This is a genomic window from Aquisalimonas sp. 2447 (assembly GCF_012044895.1).
In the GTDB taxonomy this organism is placed as follows: Bacteria; Pseudomonadota; Gammaproteobacteria; order Nitrococcales; family Aquisalimonadaceae; genus Aquisalimonas.
In genome coordinates this window covers 2478336-2493394 of record NZ_CP050695.1, presented here as the reverse complement: position 1 = coordinate 2493394, position 15059 = coordinate 2478336, and the positions used below count along the sequence as shown (strand labels likewise).

Sequence of the window (15059 nt, the reverse complement as noted above, 5' to 3'; positions counted from 1 at the left end):
ATGCGCCACGAGGAGCCGCTGCTGTCTGCCGCCCGGACCCACCGCGGCTGCGTGCGGCGGGACAACCAGGATGCCGTGGTGGAGCGCCCGGATGCCGGGTTGTGGGCGGTGGCCGATGGCATGGGCGGGCATACGCGTGGTGCCGATGCCAGCGCCACCCTGGCGCAGGCGCTCAACGCGGCCGCCGATACGGCGCAGGGGTGGCGTTTACTGCAGCAGCTGGCGGATGCCGTGCAGACGGTCAACCGCAGCATCGCCGCGCAGGCCGACGGCGACATCAGCGGCACCACGCTGGCGTTGCTGGTCCTGGAAGCGGACAACGCCCACTGTCTGTGGGTGGGGGACAGCCGCGTCTACCTGCTACGTGATGGCACCCTCCGGCGCCTGACCGCTGACCACGCCGATCCCTCCACGGGTGCTCTTACCCGGGCCGTTGGCGTAGACAGTGCCGTGGAACTGGCGAGCAGCCACGAGCACCTGTACCAGGACGATGTCTTTCTGCTGTGCTCGGACGGTCTCACCACGGTGCTCAACGACACCACCCTCGGTGAGCTGTTGTTGCGGGAGCCGCCGACCCGGGCCTGCGCACGCCTGGTGGAGGAGGCCCTGGTCCGCGGCGCGCCGGACAACGTCAGCTGTATTACCGTCCATATCCAGGGGTGACCCGCGCCGGAGCGTTGGCCCCGGGCACAGACTCAGGCATGCTCGGCGGCATCCTTCGCTGTTTCCGGAGAACGCCTGCCGTGCCCTACGTCCAGACCAATGGCTTCCAGTGCTGGTACGACTACCGCGAGGTCGCGCCGGAGGCGCCCACGGTGGTTTTCTGTAACGGCATCATGGCTACCGTGGAAGGCTGGGAGCGACAGCTGGCGGTGACCGATCGCCTGGGGTGGAATGCCCTGCGGTTCGAGTATCGCGGCCAGTGGCGATCGGAGCTCACCCGGCCCTGGCCGTGGAGCTTCGACACCCATGCCGATGATCTGGTGGCGCTGCTGGATGTGCTGAGCATCCAGGGCCCCTGTCATCTGGTGGGCACCAGCTATGGCGGTTTCGTTTCCATGCGGTTTGCCGCCCGTCACCCGGGACGGACCCGCAGCCTGATGGTGATGACCACCGCCGGGCGCATCCGCCCCCTGCCGCAGCGCATTGTCATCAACTGGCGCAACTGGGCCGAGGCGGGAGATCTGCATACCAAGTTCCACGGCATGATCCCGGAGCTCTACTCCGAGGGGTTCCTGAGCCGTTTCGGCGACCGCATCAATGCCGGTATGAAGGCCACCCGGGAGGCCGCCGAGGCCATGGACGATTTCGCCGAGGGCCAGGTGGCGCTGCATGACACCAGCTTCCGGGAACTGGTGGAGGGCGACGCCTTTGCGCAGCTGGCCCGTATCCAGTGCCCGACCCTGGTGGTGGCCGCCGAGGAAGACCGTCTGTACCCGCCGGCGGACAACCGTGATGTGGCCGACGCCATCTCCGACAGCCAGTTCGTCACCGTTCCCGGCGCCGGCCATGCCCTGGTGGTGGAACGGCCCCGGCTGGTGAATCTGCTCATGGCAGGGCATTTCGCTGAAATGGAATGACCATTCCGTTGTCCAATCGCATAGTCCACAAGCCGTAGGGTGGACCTTCAGGTCCACCAGAGCGGCCTTCGATGGACCCTCGTTGTACATGTCGGGGGAAGGCGGATCTAAAGATCCGCCCTACGGTTGAAACCATTCCGGGAGGCAATCCATGAAGCGGCGACAACTGATCCAGGGCGCAACAGCCCTGAGTGTACTGGGGATGGTGCCCATGACCGCCACGGCAGCGCAGCCGTCATTCCAGCGGTTTCACGAGTTCGATATCAACAGCGCCGACCTTGACCGACTGGACCGTGCAGCTCGGCAGTGGCGCGAGCAGCTGGACGAAGATGCATGGCGGATCCTGTTCCGGGAGGAGACCGAGCAGCCGTTCTCCAGCCCGCTGGACGACGAGTACCGGGACGGGACGTTCGTCTGCGCGGCCTGTTTCCTGCCCCTGTTCAGCTCCGCGACCAAATTCGACAGCCGCACCGGCTGGCCCAGTTTCTATGCGCCCTTCGACGGACACATGGACACCAAGCTGGACCTGAAAATGATCTGGCCGCGCACCGAATACCATTGCAAGCGCTGCGGTGGTCACCAGGGGCACGTGTTCAACGACGGGCCCGATCCCACCGGCGAACGCTGGTGCAACAACGGGCTTGCGCTGCGTTTCGTCCATGTGGACGACGAACTGCCGGGGCTGAGGGGGTAGAGCGATGCGACTGCGATCCGGTTTGATCCTCGGCGTGCTGATGGTCCTTGGACTCTACGCCGCACCCGGTGTCAGTGACGATGATGCGGCGGAAGCGGTGTTCGCCGGCGGCTGTTTCTGGTGCATGCAACCGCCTTACGATGATGTGGAGGGCGTGCTGGACACCGAGGTGGGGTTCACCGGCGGTCATGTCGAGGCCCCCACGTACCAGGAAGTCGTCCAGGGTGGTACCGGCCACTACGAGGCCGTGCGCATCACCTACGACCCGGAGAGTATTTCCTACGATGAGCTCCTGGAGATCTTCTGGCGCAACATCGATCCCCTGGATGCCGGAGGCCAGTTCTGTGACCGGGGCGATCACTACCGCGCGGCGATATTCCCCTCCAATGAGGCCGAGCGCACCGCGGCGGAGGCCTCGAAGGAGGCGCTGGAGGACTCCGGGCGTTTCGAAAGGCCCATTGTCACCGAAATTCTCGACGCCGGATCGTTCTACCTGGCGGAGGAGTACCACCAGGACTATTACAAGAAGAACCCGCTGCGCTACCGCTTCTACCGCGCCAGCTGCGGCCGTGACGGGCGCCTGGGAGAACTCTGGGGTGAGTGAAGAATGAACATGGACGAGGATCCGGAAGGTGCAACTCGATGCACCTTCCGGATCCCAGGCGTAGGGCGGACCTTCAGGTCCGCCGTTGCCAGACATGCAAGGCAGGGCGCTTATCGAAGCCCTATCGGCTGACCTGAAGGTCCGCCCTACCGTTGGCGTCGGGTCACCCGGGCGGGATCATGGGGGCGGCGGAGGTTAGCGGAAGGCGCCCTGTTCGAACATCAGGGTAAGCAGGTAGGTCTCGTCTCCTTCCTCGTGGAGGATGCGCAACGGTTCCGGGTTGTCCATCGTTTGCCAGCGGCGGGTTTCGAAGGTAACCCGGCGGACATCCGGGCCGGTGATGAAGTTGCCGTTGTCCTCGTCGTCGCCGGCACTGATGCGGCGCTCGCCTTCCTGGTAAGCGATTTCCGCGGCGATGTTGACCGCCAGGCGGCGCTCGTCCTCGTCGGCCTGCTCGGCCGTGAACGACAGGTGGATCGCGGGACCTTCGTCGTCGTCACCTTCGCGCACGTCCACGGTGCGATTTTCCTGCACCAGCACATCGCCGCTGGCGATGACGCGGGCGCCGTCGTCGGTGATGTGGCTGAGTTCGTAGACCGCGGGGTAGGCCTGGATGACGTCGGCGGTGGCCGATCCGCCCGCGAGCCCGGCAATGAGAGCCAGGGCGGGGGCTGTCCTGCACAAGGCGTGTCGAATCATGGTGACCGCGCTCCCTGATGGCCCCTGAGGTTCAGTTGTCTCTCAGCATACCCGCCCTGCAGGCAAGGTGGCGAGTCCCGTTACGGATGCGTTTTCCGTATCATTGGCGGCGCCATCCGCAAGAGAAGGTTGAAAACGTGAGCCGCTTGATCGAGCTTTATCGCAACAGTGTCCAGCAGTGGGAAGTGGACATGATGGGGCACATGAACGTCCAGTTCTATGTGCAGAAGTCCACCGCTGCGCTGGCGGTGCTTGCCCAGGAGCTGGGTCTGGCGCCACGCGACCTCCGGGACTCCGGCGCCTGCCTGGTCCCCCTGGACCACCATATCCGTTTCCTCAAGGAGCAGCGTCCTGGTGCACCGGTGGTGATCAACGGCGGGGTGATCGCGGCGACACCGGAGCGTTTGACGGTCTACCAGGAGATGGTGAATGCCGCCAGCGAGGACGTGGTCGCCACCTTCCAGGTCACCGCACAGCTCCAGGACGCCCGTACCCGATCGCCCCGACAGCTGCCGGGTGGCGCCGTGGACAGAGCACGCGCCCTCATTACTGACGTGCCTGAGCACGGCGCGCCGCGCGGACTGGATCTGCACGCGCCGCGGCCAGCACCGACGGTGGCGGAAGCCGAGCAGGGCGGTATGAAAGCGACCTGGCGTGGCCCGGTGCTGCCGGCCCGGGGTGACGCCCACGGCTATCTCGCCACGGATGCGCATATGGGCATCGTCTCCGACGCGGTGCCCAACCTGCTCGTGCGTCTCACCCGTGAGGATCGATCCCAGGGGCGGATCGGCGGGGCGGCCCTGGAGTATCGGTTCGTCTATCGGCAGCCGGCACGGGTGGATGACCTGCTCACCCTCTACAGCGGCATCCGCACCGTGGGGACGAAGGCCTACCAGTTCGGCCACTGGCTCTTCGACGCCTCCTCGGGCGAGGTCATTGCGACGGCGGAGGCGGTGGCGGTGCTGCTGGATCTGGATGCACGCAAGGCCATTACCATTCCCGAGGACCGCCGCTCCATCCTGGAGGCCCACATCGTGCCCGGCCTGTCGGCCTGAGGGCGTTCCCCACGAAGCGCTCCGCGCCCCACCACGGAGCCCCGTGAAAAGCTGTCATTGCGCAGCGCCTGCTTAGTGCCCGTTCCCGCTCAGCAGTAGGCGGAACGCCTTGGTGGCGGGCTCCGGCGCCGGCTCCCGGCCGCAGATGATGTCACTGTAGATGGCGCCCTCGCCGATGCGCACCACGAAGAAGGCGAGATCCTCGGTGTTCATCTGCGGGGAGATGGCGCCTTTGTCCACCTGCTCGTCCAGCAGTTTTTTCCAGGCGTCCAGCAGGCGCTCCTGGAGGCCGCTGACATTGGAGGTGAGGACCCGCAGGGCGAACTGCGGGTCCTGGCGCAGGAACTGGTGCAGTGGCTCCGCCTCGATGATTTCGGCGTTGATGTCCTCATAGATGCGTGCGAGGTAGTCGACTCCTTTCAACTGCGGGTCGTCGTCCGCACGTGCGCGGGCGTTGTCCAGGATCTGCTTGTAGAGCGACCAGAGAATTTCGCCGAGCAGCAGTTCCTTGTTGCCTACCCAACGCATCAGGGTGGCACGGCCGATGCCAAGTTCCTCGGCCAGGGCAGAGAGGTTCAGTCGCTGCCCCTTGAGCCACCAATGACGCGCGTGCTGGAACGCGGTCACCGGTGTGGGGCGGCTGCCCGGGGAGTCTTCGTTCAGGGCGATGGCGAGAGGGGTTTTGCGTGTCATCGAAAAGGGATTCCCGTTAATGCCGCGCGTTACGCAGATCAGGCGCAATCGCACGGCCGTTCTGGTTCAGCGACATGAGCAGTCCGGCGCAGACGCATCGCGCAGATGATACCGTCTCCAGATTGATACACCAAGCGGACTAAATAGACAACAACAGAATATGTATCATGTGCTTGCCGGTAGCTGAACAGTCGGCGGGCGCCGAGCAGTGACTTGACCGCAAGGCCGATGACGCGGAAGCTTGCGACCCTTCGTGCATCCGGGGTCGGCATGTTCGAGATCGTCAATATACTCGCACCCGTATTCCTGGTCATCCTCCTTGGCTGGGCCCTGGCGCGTTCGGGGTTCCTGCCGGGGCAGGCCCTGGCGGAGCTCAACCGACTCAGCTATTGGGTCGGCTTGCCGTCGCTGCTGTTCTATCGGATCGGCACGGCGCAACCGGAAGTCCAGGGGGTGACGGGGTTGCTCCTGGTCTGCGCCCTGGTGACCCTTCTGGCCATTGTCGTCGCCGGGCTCGGGGCAGCCGCCCTGCGCATGCCCGGTCGGTCCTATGGCACCTTCATTCAGGGTGTGTTCCGCGGAAACCTGGCGTTCATTGGCCTGCCGGTGGTGCTCTATGCGTTTGAAGGGGCCAGCGGCGGCGCGGAAGACAGCGCGTTGCTGGTGTTCGGACCCCTGGTGGTGCTCTACAACGTGCTTGCCGTGGTGGTGCTGGTTTTCTCCGGCGGCGGCTCCGGGCGCGGACTGGTGGGGCCTGCCCTGTACGGGCTGGTGACCAACCCCATCCTGGTCTCCTCGCTGGCGGGTGTCGTGCTTGCCCTCTCCGGGTGGGCCATGCCGGATGTGGCGGCACGCACCCTGGGGGCAGTGGGGCAAATGGCCCTGCCGTTGGCGCTGATCTGTATTGGCGGCACGCTGTACACCACCCGCATCCAGGGGAGCCTTGGCTGGGCCGTGGTGGGGGCCATGATGAAAGTGGCGCTGCTACCGGCCATGGGTTACGCACTGTCCCAAGCGTTCGGACTCTCCGACGAGCACACCCGGATTGCCATGATCCTGCTGGCCTGTCCCACGGCGTCGGTGTCCTATGTGCTGGCCAGACAACTCCGCGGCGACGAAGGCCTGGCAGCCAGCATCGTGGTGCTCGCCAACCTGCTGGCCGTGCCCGCGTTGGCGGTGGTGCTGGCGGTGACCGGCTGATGTCCGTGCTCAGCATTCGGTCACGTTGACCGCCAGCCCCCCGCGGGATGTCTCCTTGTACTTGGATTTCATGTCGCGGCCGGTGTCGCGCATGGTGCGCACCGCTTTGTCCAGGGAGACCACGTGGCTGCCGTTCCCGCACAGAGCCAGGCGTTGGGCATTCACCGCCTTGACGGCGCCCATGGCGTTGCGTTCGATGCAGGGGATCTGCACCAGTCCACCCACCGGGTCGCAGGTCATGCCCAGGTGGTGCTCCAGGGCAATCTCTGCGGCGTTTTCCACCTGGCCGGGTGTGCCGCCGGTGACTTCCGTCAGCCCCGCCGCGGCCATGGCGCAGGCGGACCCCACCTCTCCCTGACAGCCCGCCTCGGCGCCGGAAATGGACGCGCCGGCCTTGATGATCATGCCGATGGCGCCGGCGGTGAGCAGGTAGCGGATGACACCGTCCTCACACGGGGCCGGCGTGTGGTAGAGGTAGTAGTGCAGCACCGCGGGGACGATGCCCGCGGCACCGTTGGTGGGCGCGGTGACCACCCGGCCACCGGCGGCGTTTTCCTCGTTCACGGCGATGGCGTAAGCGCCCAGCCAGTCCATGGCGGCCAGTGGTTCCTGGCCTGCGCCGTTCATGAGGCGGCGCTGCAGTCCCGGTGCCCGGCGCTGCACGTGGAGCGGTCCGGGGAGCGTGCCGTCGTTGGCCAGACCGCGGCTGACGCACTCCAGCATCACGTCGCGAATTCGCAGCAGCCCGGTGCGTGTCTCCTGCTCCGGCCGCAGCATGCGCTCGTTGGCAAGCATGATGTCGCTGATGGCCTCGCCGCGCTGCTGGCAGAGGACCAGCAACTCCTGGGCGTTGGTGAACGGGCAGGGCAGTGCCGGGCCGTCATCGGCCAGGCCTTCGCCGCGCAGGAACCCGCCACCGACGGAATAATAGTCACGGGTCGTCAGTGGTGCGTCGGCGCCGTCCCGGGCGCTGAAGCGCAGACCGTTGGGGTGATCCGGGAGGCTGCGACGGCCGTGGAAGACCAGGTCCCGGTCCGGGTGAAACCGGATCTCGGGGCCGTTGAGGAGCCGTAACCGATGGCGCTCCGCCACATCCGCCGATAGCCGGGGCAGGGCCTCCGGTTCGACGGATTCGGGCTCTGCCCCTGTCAGCCCCGCCAGGACGGCGGGGCCGCTGCCGTGGCCTCGTCCCGTGGCTCCCAGGGAGCCGAACAGCTCGATTTTGATCCGGGCCACGGAGGGCAGGAGTTCTTCCCGGTGCAGCGCATCGACGAACAGGCGGGCTGCACGCATGGGGCCCACGGTATGGGAACTGGACGGACCGATACCGATACGGAAGAAATCGAAAACACTCAGGGTCATGGGGCACCTCCTGCACGATTGCGGGAGTGTGCGCCCGTCAGCCGGAGGGCGTTTGTGATCCTGCGACGCTCAGGCGGTCAGGAGCGTCATGCGCTGGCGACCGTGGCCTGCGTAGCATGCGTAGGGTGAACCTTCAGGTCCACCGGATGCGTGCTTACGCATGGGTTGATCGTGTTGTGGGACGCTCTGGAAGGCGGCGGATGTGAACATCCGCCCTACGTCGGTGGCGCCGCCGTTAGCCCTGGGCCGCGAGGGCCCGGGCCACCCTCGATGCCGGCTCGCGGCCGAGCTCTGCAGAGATCCACCGGCCCACGGCCGCCAGGGCATGGAGATCCACCCCGGTATCGATACCCATGCCGTCGAGCATGTACACCACGTCCTCGGTGGCGACGTTGCCCGAGGCGCCCTTGGCGTAGGGGCAGCCGCCGAGGCCGGCGACGGAGGTGTCCACGGTGACCACGCCCAGTTCCATCACGGCGTACAGGTTGGCCAGGGCCTGGCCGTAGGTGTCGTGGAAATGGGCGGCGATGGCGTCCATGGGGACGTGCGCGGCCACGGCCTCCACCATGCGCTGCGCCTTCAGCGGCGTGCCGGTACCGATGGTGTCGCCCAGGGAGATCTCGTAGCAGCCCATGGTGTAGAGCGCGTTGGCCACGTGGGCCACGGTGGCCGGGGCGATGGCGCCCTCATAGGGGCAGCCGAGCACGCAGGAGACGTAGCCCCGCACGCGGATGTCCCGTGCACGGGCGGCCTCCACCACCGGCCGGAAGCGCTCCAGGCTCTCGTCGATGGAGCAGTTGATGTTCTTCTGCGAGAAGCTCTCGGAGGCGGCGCCGAAGACGGCCACTTCTTCGGCGCCGGCGTCGGCGGCGGCCTCGAAGCCCTTCATGTTGGGCGTGAGAACAGGGTAGTTGACGCCGGGCGTGCGCCGGATGGCACGTAGCACGGTGTCATGGTCGGCCATCTGCGGCACCCACTTCGGCGAGACGAAGGCGGTTGCCTCCACCGTGGGCAGGCCGGCGTCGGCAAGCCGGTGGATGAGTTCCAGTTTGGTCTCGGTGGCGACGGTGCCGGGCTCGTTCTGGAGGCCGTCGCGGGGGCCGACTTCGACGATGCGAACGTGGTGTGGCAGGGGCATGGGGCCTCCGGTGTTGCGATTGCCGTGTCGGTTCCGGTCGCGGCTGGCGCCGCTCCTACGCCGCCGGCTGGGGTGCCGTGCCGACGTGTAGGGTGCATCTTGATGCACCATTATCGGCCTCGATCAACGGCGCAACGGTGCATCAAGATGCACCCTACGAGCGGGCCCGCGGCGACGTTACCTGTCATTGGGCGGCGCGTAGGGCGGACCTTCAGGTCCGCCGTTTACAGACATGCAGGCCAAGGGGGCTCATCGAAGCCCGATCGGCGGACCTGAAGGTCCGCCCTACGCCTTGATGCACCTGTACGCCGTTGATCGAAGTCGTCAACGGTGCATCAAGATGCACCCTACGGGGGCGACGCTCCGGCCCCGATGGCCGCCTCATGACGCCGGTTGACTTGTAGGAGCGGCGCCAGCCGCGACCGTGTCATTCCTCCGCCGCGATGGCGAGAAGCTCCGCGCCTTCGGAAACCTGTTCGCCTTCGCGGAAATTGATCTTGTCCACCTTGCCGGAGACGAAGGCGCGGATGGTGTGCTCCATCTTCATGGCTTCCAGCACCATGAGTGCGGCGCCTTCCTCCACATGGTCGCCTTCGTTGACCATCACCTGCAGCACGGTACCCGGCATGGGGGCCGTCAGGCTGCCTTCGCGGACTTCGTCGGCCATGCCGGCGGCGAGCGGGTCGTGGATCACCAGCTCCCGGTCCTCGGCGGCAATGGACACCCGCAGGCGGTCGTCGGTCTGCAGGGCCCGGGCGTCCAGGTGGACGCCGTCCAGGGCCACGCGCAGGCGGCCGTCCGCCGCCAGGGTGCCTTCGGCGCGCACGGTGCCGCCGGGGAGGTCCAGCAGGAAACAGTCGCGTCGGTAGTGGGCCACGACCTCCAGATCGTTGTCGCCGTCCAGGAAGTGCAGGACGTGGTGGTTGTCACTGTTGGGCTGCCAGCCGTCGGTGGCGTGCCAGGGGGACCAGGGATCCGCGGAGCCGCGGGCGCGCTCGGCGGCGGCCTGATCGACGCTGAGCAGTTCGTACAGCGCGGCCACCGCCAGGACGCGGTCGGAGGGTGGCGTCGGCGCCGGGAACAGGTCGCTGCGGTAGGTCTCGATGAAGCCGGTGTCCACGCCGCCGTCGGCGAACGCCGGGTGGCCCGCGATGCGGTCCAGGAAGCGCACGTTGGTGGTGGTGCCGGCCACGGTGAAGGCCTGCAGGGCATTGCGCAGCCGCAGCAGCGCGGCGGACCGGTCGCTGTCCCAGACCACCAGCTTGGCGATCATGGGATCGTAGTGCATGGAGATGGTGTCGCCCTCGCGGATGCCGGTGTCGATGCGCACGTGCCGGTTCTCCTCCGGTGTGCGCAGGCCGGCGACCGTGCCGATGGCCGGCAGGAAGTCCCGCTCCGGGTCCTCGGCGTAGATGCGCGCCTCGAAGGCGTGGCCGCTGAAGGACAGCGCCTCCTGGGTGCGGGGCAGGGGGGCGCCGGCGGCCACCTGGAGCTGCCAGGCCACCAGGTCCTCGCCGGTGATCATCTCCGTGACCGGGTGCTCCACCTGCAGCCGGGTGTTCATCTCCATGAAGAAGAATTCACCGTGGGCGTCCATGATGAACTCCACGGTGCCGGCGCCCTGGTAGCCGATGGCCCTGGCCGCCGCCACCGCCGCCTCACCCATGGCCCGGCGCTTGTCTTCCGAAAGACCGGGCGCGGGCGCCTCCTCGATCACCTTCTGATGGCGCCGCTGCACGGAGCAATCGCGCTCGAACAGGTGTACGGCGTTGCCGTGTCCGTCGGCGAACACCTGGACTTCCACGTGGCGCGGCTGCAGCAGGTACTTCTCCAGCAGCACGGTGTCGTCGCCGAAGCTGGCTCTGGCCTCGCGCCGGGCGCCGTCCAGGGCGTCACCGAAGTCCTGCGGGTCGTCCACGCGCCGCATGCCCTTGCCGCCGCCGCCGGCGGAGGCCTTGATCAGCACCGGGTAGCCGATCTCTTCGGCCACGGCCTGCAGGTGCTCCGGGCTCTGGTCGTCACCATGGTAGCCGGGCACCAGCGGCACGCCGGCCTCCTGCATGATGCTCTTGGCGGCGCTCTTGGAGCCCATGGCGCGGATGGCCGACGCCGGCGGGCCGATGAAGCGCACGCCGGCCCGGTCGCAGGCCTCGGCGAAGTCGGCGTTCTCCGAGAGAAAGCCGTACCCGGGGTGGATGGCGTCGGCGCCGCTGCGGCGGGCCACCTCCAGAATGCGATCGGTGTTGAGGTAGCTCTCCCGGGCCGGCGCCGGGCCAATGGGCCAGGCCTCGTCGCAGGCATGGACGTGCAGGGCGTCGGCGTCGGCGTCGGAGTACACCGCCACGGTGCGCACCCCCAGGATGCGGCAGGTGCGGGCGATGCGGCAGGCGATCTCGCCGCGGTTGGCGATCAGGACCGTACGGAACATGCCTGGTTTACTCCTGCAGCCACGCGGGTTTGCGTTTTTCCAGAAAGGCGGACATGCCTTCCTGCCCCTCGTCGCCCACGCGGATGATCGCGATGCGCCGGGCGGTGTCCTCGATCATGGCGCGGTTCACCGGGCCGCGGCCAACGGCGCGGGCAAGGTCCTTGGCCGCCGCCATGGCCTCGGGGCCGTTGCCGCGCATCTGGGCAAGAAGCTCTTCCACGCGTGCATCCAGGGATGCCGCGGCAACGTGTTCGTGCACCAGGCCGATCCGCACCGCCTCGGCGCTGCCGAAACGCTCGGCGGTGACGAAATAGCGTCGTGCGTGCTGCTCGCCCATGGCCTTGACCACATAGGGTGAAATGGCGGCGGGGATGAGCCCGAGCTTCACTTCCGAAAGACAGAATGTGGCGTTTTCGGAGGCGATGGCGATGTCGCAGCAGGCCACCAGGCCGACCCCACCGCCGAAAGCGGCGCCGTGGACCTTGGCGATGGTGGGTTTGCCCAGGCCGTCCAGGGTCTCCATGAGTTCGGCGAGCGCCAGGGCGTCGGCCTCGTTCTGCTCCCGGGTGTAGCCGGCCATGCGCTGCATCCAGTTGAGATCGGCGCCGGCGGAGAAGCTCTTGCCGTTGCCCCCGAGCACGACGACCCGGACGCTCTGGTCACGCTCCAGGTCCTTCAGGATGCCCGTGAGTTCGGCGATGAAGGTGTCGTCGAAGGCGTTGTGCCGCTCGGGCCGGTTCATGGAGACCTGCGCGATGCCTGCAGTGCGCTCGACCAGGATGGATGCCTCGTTGCTCATGGCTGCAGTGACTCCGTTACATGCGGAAGACGCCGAAGCGGGTATCCCGCGTCGGTGCGTTCTGACTGGTGGAGATGCCCAGGCCGAGCACCATGCGGGTGTCCGCCGGGTCGATGACGCCGTCGTCCCACAGCCGTGCGGTGGCGTAGTACGGGTGGCCCTGGTGCTCGTACTGCTCGCGGATCGGGGCCTTGAAGGCCTCCTCGTCCTCGGTGCTCCAGTCCTCGCCCTTGCGCTCCAGGCCGTCGCGGCGGACCTGCGCCATGACGTTGGCGGCCTGGTCGCCGCCCATCACCGAGACCCGGGCGTTGGGCCACATCCACAGGAAGCGGGGCGAGTAGGCGCGGCCGCACATGCCGTAGTTTCCGGCGCCGAAGCTGCCACCGATGATCACGGTGAACTTGGGCACGCTGGTGGAGGCCACCGCGGTGACCAGCTTGGCCCCGTCCTTGGCGATGCCGCCGGCCTCGTACTTGCTGCCCACCATGAAGCCGGTGATGTTCTGCAGGAAGACCAGCGGGATGCCGCGCTGACTGCACAGTTCCACGAAGTGGGCGCCCTTGAGGGCCGATTCCGAGAACAGCACGCCGTTGTTGGCGATAATGCCCACGGGATAACCGAAGATCCTCGCAAAACCACAGACCAGGGTGGTGCCGTAGAGCTGCTTGAATTCCTCGAAGCGTGAGCCGTCGACGATGCGGGCGATCACCTCGCGGACGTCGTAGGGCTTGCGCAGGTCCGTGGGAATGGCCCCGTGGAGCTCTTCCGGATCGTACAGCGGTTCTTCCGGTTCGCGGATGTCGAGATCCACCTGCTTGGTGCCGTTGAGGTAGCTCACGCTCTGGCGCACGATGCCCAGCGCGTGAGCGTCGTTCAAGGCGTAGTGGTCGGTGACGCCGGAGACGCGGGAGTGCACGTCGGCGCCGCCCAGGTCCTCGGCGCTGACCACTTCGCCGGTGGCGGCCTTCACCAGCGGCGGGCCGCCCAGGAAGATGGTGCCCTGTTCCTTGACGATGATGCTCTCGTCGGACATGGCGGGCACGTAGGCGCCGCCGGCGGTGCACGAGCCCATCACCACCGCCACCTGCGGGATGCCCGCCGCCGAGAGATTGGCCTGGTTGTAGAAGATGCGGCCGAAGTGGTCGCGGTCGGGAAACACTTTGTCCTGATTGGGGAGGTTGGCACCGCCGGAGTCGACCAGGTAGATGCAGGGCAGGTGGTTTTCGGCGGCGATCTCCTGGGCTCGCAGGTGCTTCTTGACTGTCTCCGGGTAGTAGGTGCCGCCCTTCACCGTGGCGTCATTGACCACGATCATGCACTCGCGCCCGCTCACCCGGCCGACGCCCGTGATGATGCCCGCCGAGGGCACCTCGTCGTTGTACATGTCGGTGGCGGCGAGCTGGGAGAGCTCCAGGAAGGGTGAGCCCACATCCAGCAGCACCCGGATGCGGTCGCGGGGCAGCAACTTGCCGCGGTCGGTATGGCGCTTCTGCGGCCCCGGGCCGCCGCCTTCCTTGGCGCGGGCCACCCGCTCGCGCAGGTCGGCGACCAAGGCGCCCATGGCATCACGGTTGGCCTGGAACTCCTCGGAGCGGGGGTCGACGCGGGATTTCAGCACCGTCATCGCAGTGTCCTTAGTCGTCTATTTGGTCTGTTCAAACAGTTCACGGCCGATAAGCATGCGCCGCACCTCGGAGGTGCCGGCGCCGATCTCGTAGAGTTTGGCGTCACGCAGCAGCCGCCCCGTGGGGTACTCGTTGATGTAGCCGTTGCCGCCCAGCGCCTGGATCGCTTCCAGCGCGACCTGGGTGGCCTTCTCGGCAGCGTAGAGGATGGCGCCGGCGGCGTCCTTGCGCGTGGTCTCGCCGCGGTCGCAGGCGGCGCCCACGGCGTACACGTACGCGCGGCAGGCGTTCAGGGTGGTATACATGTCGGCGATCTTGCCCTGCATGAGCTGGAAGGTGCCGATGGGCTCGCCGAACTGCTTGCGCTCGTGCACGTAGGGCACCACCGCATCCAGGCACGCCTGCATGATGCCCAGGGGTCCGGCAGCGAGTACGGCGCGCTCGTAGTCCAGCCCGCTCATGAGCACCCGGGCGCCGCCGCCTTCCCGGCCGAGAATGTGGGTCGCCGGCACCTGGCAGTCCTCGAATACCAGCTCGCAGGTGTTGGAGCCGCGCATGCCGAGCTTGTCCAGCTTCTGTGCCGTCGAGAACCCGGGCATGTCGTGTTCGATGAGAAATGCGGTGATGCCCTTGCTGCCCGCGTCCGGGTCGGTCTTGGCGTAGACCACCAGTGTATGGGCGTCGGGGCCGTTGGTGATCCACATCTTGTTGCCGTTGAGGACGAAGTGATCGCCCTTGCGCTCGGCGCGCAGCTTCATGGACACCACGTCGGAGCCGGCGCCCGGCTCCGACATGGCCAGCGCCCCCACGTGCTCGCCGGAGACGAGCTTCGGCAGGTACCTCTGACGCTGCTCCTCGGTGCCGTTGAGGCGGATCTGGTTGACGCACAGGTTGGAGTGGGCGCCGTAGGACAGCCCTACAGACGCCGACGCCCGGGAGATCTCCTCCATGGCGATCATGTGCGCCAGATAGCCCATGTCGGCACCGCCGTAGGCGTCTTCCACGGTGATGCCGAGCAGGCCCATGTCGCCGAGCTTGCGCCACAGGTCATGGGGAAAGGTGTTGCTCGCGTCGATCTCGGCGGCGCGCGGCGCGATCTCCGTGGCGGCAAAGTTCGCCACCTGGTCGCGCAGCATGTCCAGTTCTTCGCCCAGGCCGAAGTTCAGGGTCGGGATGTGCACC

14 protein-coding genes are annotated in these 15059 nt (G+C 67.1%); 6 read left to right on the top strand and 8 right to left on the bottom strand.

What is annotated here, in order from left to right; all coding sequences use genetic code 11:
- The 4 genes from KU884_RS11700 to msrA all read left to right on the top strand — a co-directional run bounded on the left by KU884_RS11700 (nt 1) and on the right by msrA (nt 2878).
- Entirely contained in the window at nt 1-663 is a 663-nt protein-coding gene (locus tag KU884_RS11700; RefSeq protein WP_167782811.1) for a PP2C family serine/threonine-protein phosphatase, read from the top strand.
- Nucleotides 664-743: 80 nt separating this feature from the next.
- Complete coding sequence (locus tag KU884_RS11695) at nt 744-1580, top strand: alpha/beta fold hydrolase (protein WP_167782810.1); 837 nt, start codon at nt 744-746, stop codon at nt 1578-1580.
- 151 nt (nt 1581-1731) lie between these two features.
- Nucleotides 1732-2274: a peptide-methionine (R)-S-oxide reductase MsrB gene (msrB, locus tag KU884_RS11690; protein ID WP_167782809.1), complete on the top strand. Its 543-nt coding sequence runs from the start codon at nt 1732-1734 to the stop codon at nt 2272-2274.
- 4 nt (nt 2275-2278) lie between these two features.
- Nucleotides 2279-2878 (top strand): peptide-methionine (S)-S-oxide reductase MsrA, encoded by a 600-nt coding sequence (gene msrA / locus KU884_RS11685; protein WP_167782808.1) that lies wholly within the window; start codon nt 2279-2281, stop codon nt 2876-2878.
- 195 nt (nt 2879-3073) lie between these two features.
- Here the strand turns inward: msrA and KU884_RS11680 are convergent, their stop codons facing one another.
- The gene (locus KU884_RS11680) at nt 3074-3577 is read right to left on the bottom strand and encodes a hypothetical protein (protein WP_167782807.1); all 504 of its coding nucleotides are present in this window, start codon (nt 3575-3577) and stop codon (nt 3074-3076) included.
- A 137-nt stretch (nt 3578-3714) separates the two neighbouring features.
- On the opposite strand from KU884_RS11680, the gene KU884_RS11675 reads away from it, so the two are divergent.
- Nucleotides 3715-4632, top strand: a complete 918-nt coding sequence (locus KU884_RS11675; RefSeq protein WP_167782806.1) for a thioesterase family protein — start codon at nt 3715-3717, stop codon at nt 4630-4632.
- 72 nt (nt 4633-4704) lie between these two features.
- On the opposite strand, the gene KU884_RS11670 is transcribed toward KU884_RS11675, so the two are convergent.
- On the bottom strand, nt 4705-5325 hold the full coding sequence (locus KU884_RS11670) for a QsdR family transcriptional regulator (protein WP_167782805.1): 621 nt from the start codon (nt 5323-5325) through the stop codon (nt 4705-4707).
- A gap of 270 nt (nt 5326-5595) precedes the next feature.
- On the opposite strand from KU884_RS11670, the gene KU884_RS11665 reads away from it, so the two are divergent.
- Nucleotides 5596-6525 (top strand): AEC family transporter, encoded by a 930-nt coding sequence (locus tag KU884_RS11665; protein WP_167782804.1) that lies wholly within the window; start codon nt 5596-5598, stop codon nt 6523-6525.
- 9 nt (nt 6526-6534) lie between these two features.
- Here KU884_RS11665 and KU884_RS11660 read toward each other — a convergent pair whose 3' ends face one another.
- The 6 genes from KU884_RS11660 to KU884_RS11635 all read right to left on the bottom strand — a co-directional run bounded on the left by KU884_RS11660 (nt 6535) and on the right by KU884_RS11635 (nt 15058).
- The gene (locus KU884_RS11660; RefSeq protein ID WP_167782803.1) at nt 6535-7887 is read right to left on the bottom strand and encodes an L-serine ammonia-lyase; all 1353 of its coding nucleotides are present in this window, start codon (nt 7885-7887) and stop codon (nt 6535-6537) included.
- A gap of 235 nt (nt 7888-8122) precedes the next feature.
- Complete coding sequence (locus KU884_RS11655; protein WP_167782802.1) at nt 8123-9025, bottom strand: hydroxymethylglutaryl-CoA lyase; 903 nt, start codon at nt 9023-9025, stop codon at nt 8123-8125.
- Between the two features lie 427 nt (nt 9026-9452).
- Entirely contained in the window at nt 9453-11453 is a 2001-nt protein-coding gene (locus KU884_RS11650) for an acetyl/propionyl/methylcrotonyl-CoA carboxylase subunit alpha (RefSeq protein ID WP_167782801.1), read from the bottom strand.
- 7 nt (nt 11454-11460) lie between these two features.
- Nucleotides 11461-12252, bottom strand: coding sequence for an enoyl-CoA hydratase/isomerase family protein (locus KU884_RS11645; protein ID WP_167782800.1), 792 nt, complete (start codon nt 12250-12252; stop codon nt 11461-11463).
- Between the two features lie 16 nt (nt 12253-12268).
- The gene (locus KU884_RS11640) at nt 12269-13876 is read right to left on the bottom strand and encodes a carboxyl transferase domain-containing protein (protein ID WP_167782799.1); all 1608 of its coding nucleotides are present in this window, start codon (nt 13874-13876) and stop codon (nt 12269-12271) included.
- Nucleotides 13877-13894: 18 nt separating this feature from the next.
- Nucleotides 13895-15058, bottom strand: coding sequence for an isovaleryl-CoA dehydrogenase (locus KU884_RS11635; protein WP_217351495.1), 1164 nt, complete (start codon nt 15056-15058; stop codon nt 13895-13897).
- Between the last annotated feature and the right edge of the window lies 1 nt (nt 15059).

What these genes read in the sequence shown, in the direction of transcription:
- KU884_RS11700 (WP_167782811.1), top strand. Translation starts at nt 1, where the DNA reads ATGCGCCACGAGGAGCCGCTGCTGTCTGCCGCCCGGACCCACCGCGGC.
- KU884_RS11680 (WP_167782807.1), bottom strand. Translation starts at nt 3,577, where the DNA reads ATGATTCGACACGCCTTGTGCAGGACAGCCCCCGCCCTGGCTCTCATT.
- KU884_RS11645 (WP_167782800.1), bottom strand. Translation starts at nt 12,252, where the DNA reads ATGAGCAACGAGGCATCCATCCTGGTCGAGCGCACTGCAGGCATCGCG.
- KU884_RS11665 (WP_167782804.1), top strand. Translation starts at nt 5,596, where the DNA reads ATGTTCGAGATCGTCAATATACTCGCACCCGTATTCCTGGTCATCCTC.
- KU884_RS11670 (WP_167782805.1), bottom strand. Translation starts at nt 5,325, where the DNA reads ATGACACGCAAAACCCCTCTCGCCATCGCCCTGAACGAAGACTCCCCG.
- KU884_RS11640 (WP_167782799.1), bottom strand. Translation starts at nt 13,876, where the DNA reads ATGACGGTGCTGAAATCCCGCGTCGACCCCCGCTCCGAGGAGTTCCAG.
- KU884_RS11650 (WP_167782801.1), bottom strand. Translation starts at nt 11,453, where the DNA reads ATGTTCCGTACGGTCCTGATCGCCAACCGCGGCGAGATCGCCTGCCGC.
- msrB (WP_167782809.1), top strand. Translation starts at nt 1,732, where the DNA reads ATGAAGCGGCGACAACTGATCCAGGGCGCAACAGCCCTGAGTGTACTG.
- KU884_RS11655 (WP_167782802.1), bottom strand. Translation starts at nt 9,025, where the DNA reads ATGCCCCTGCCACACCACGTTCGCATCGTCGAAGTCGGCCCCCGCGAC.
- msrA (WP_167782808.1), top strand. Translation starts at nt 2,279, where the DNA reads ATGCGACTGCGATCCGGTTTGATCCTCGGCGTGCTGATGGTCCTTGGA.
- KU884_RS11660 (WP_167782803.1), bottom strand. Translation starts at nt 7,887, where the DNA reads ATGACCCTGAGTGTTTTCGATTTCTTCCGTATCGGTATCGGTCCGTCC.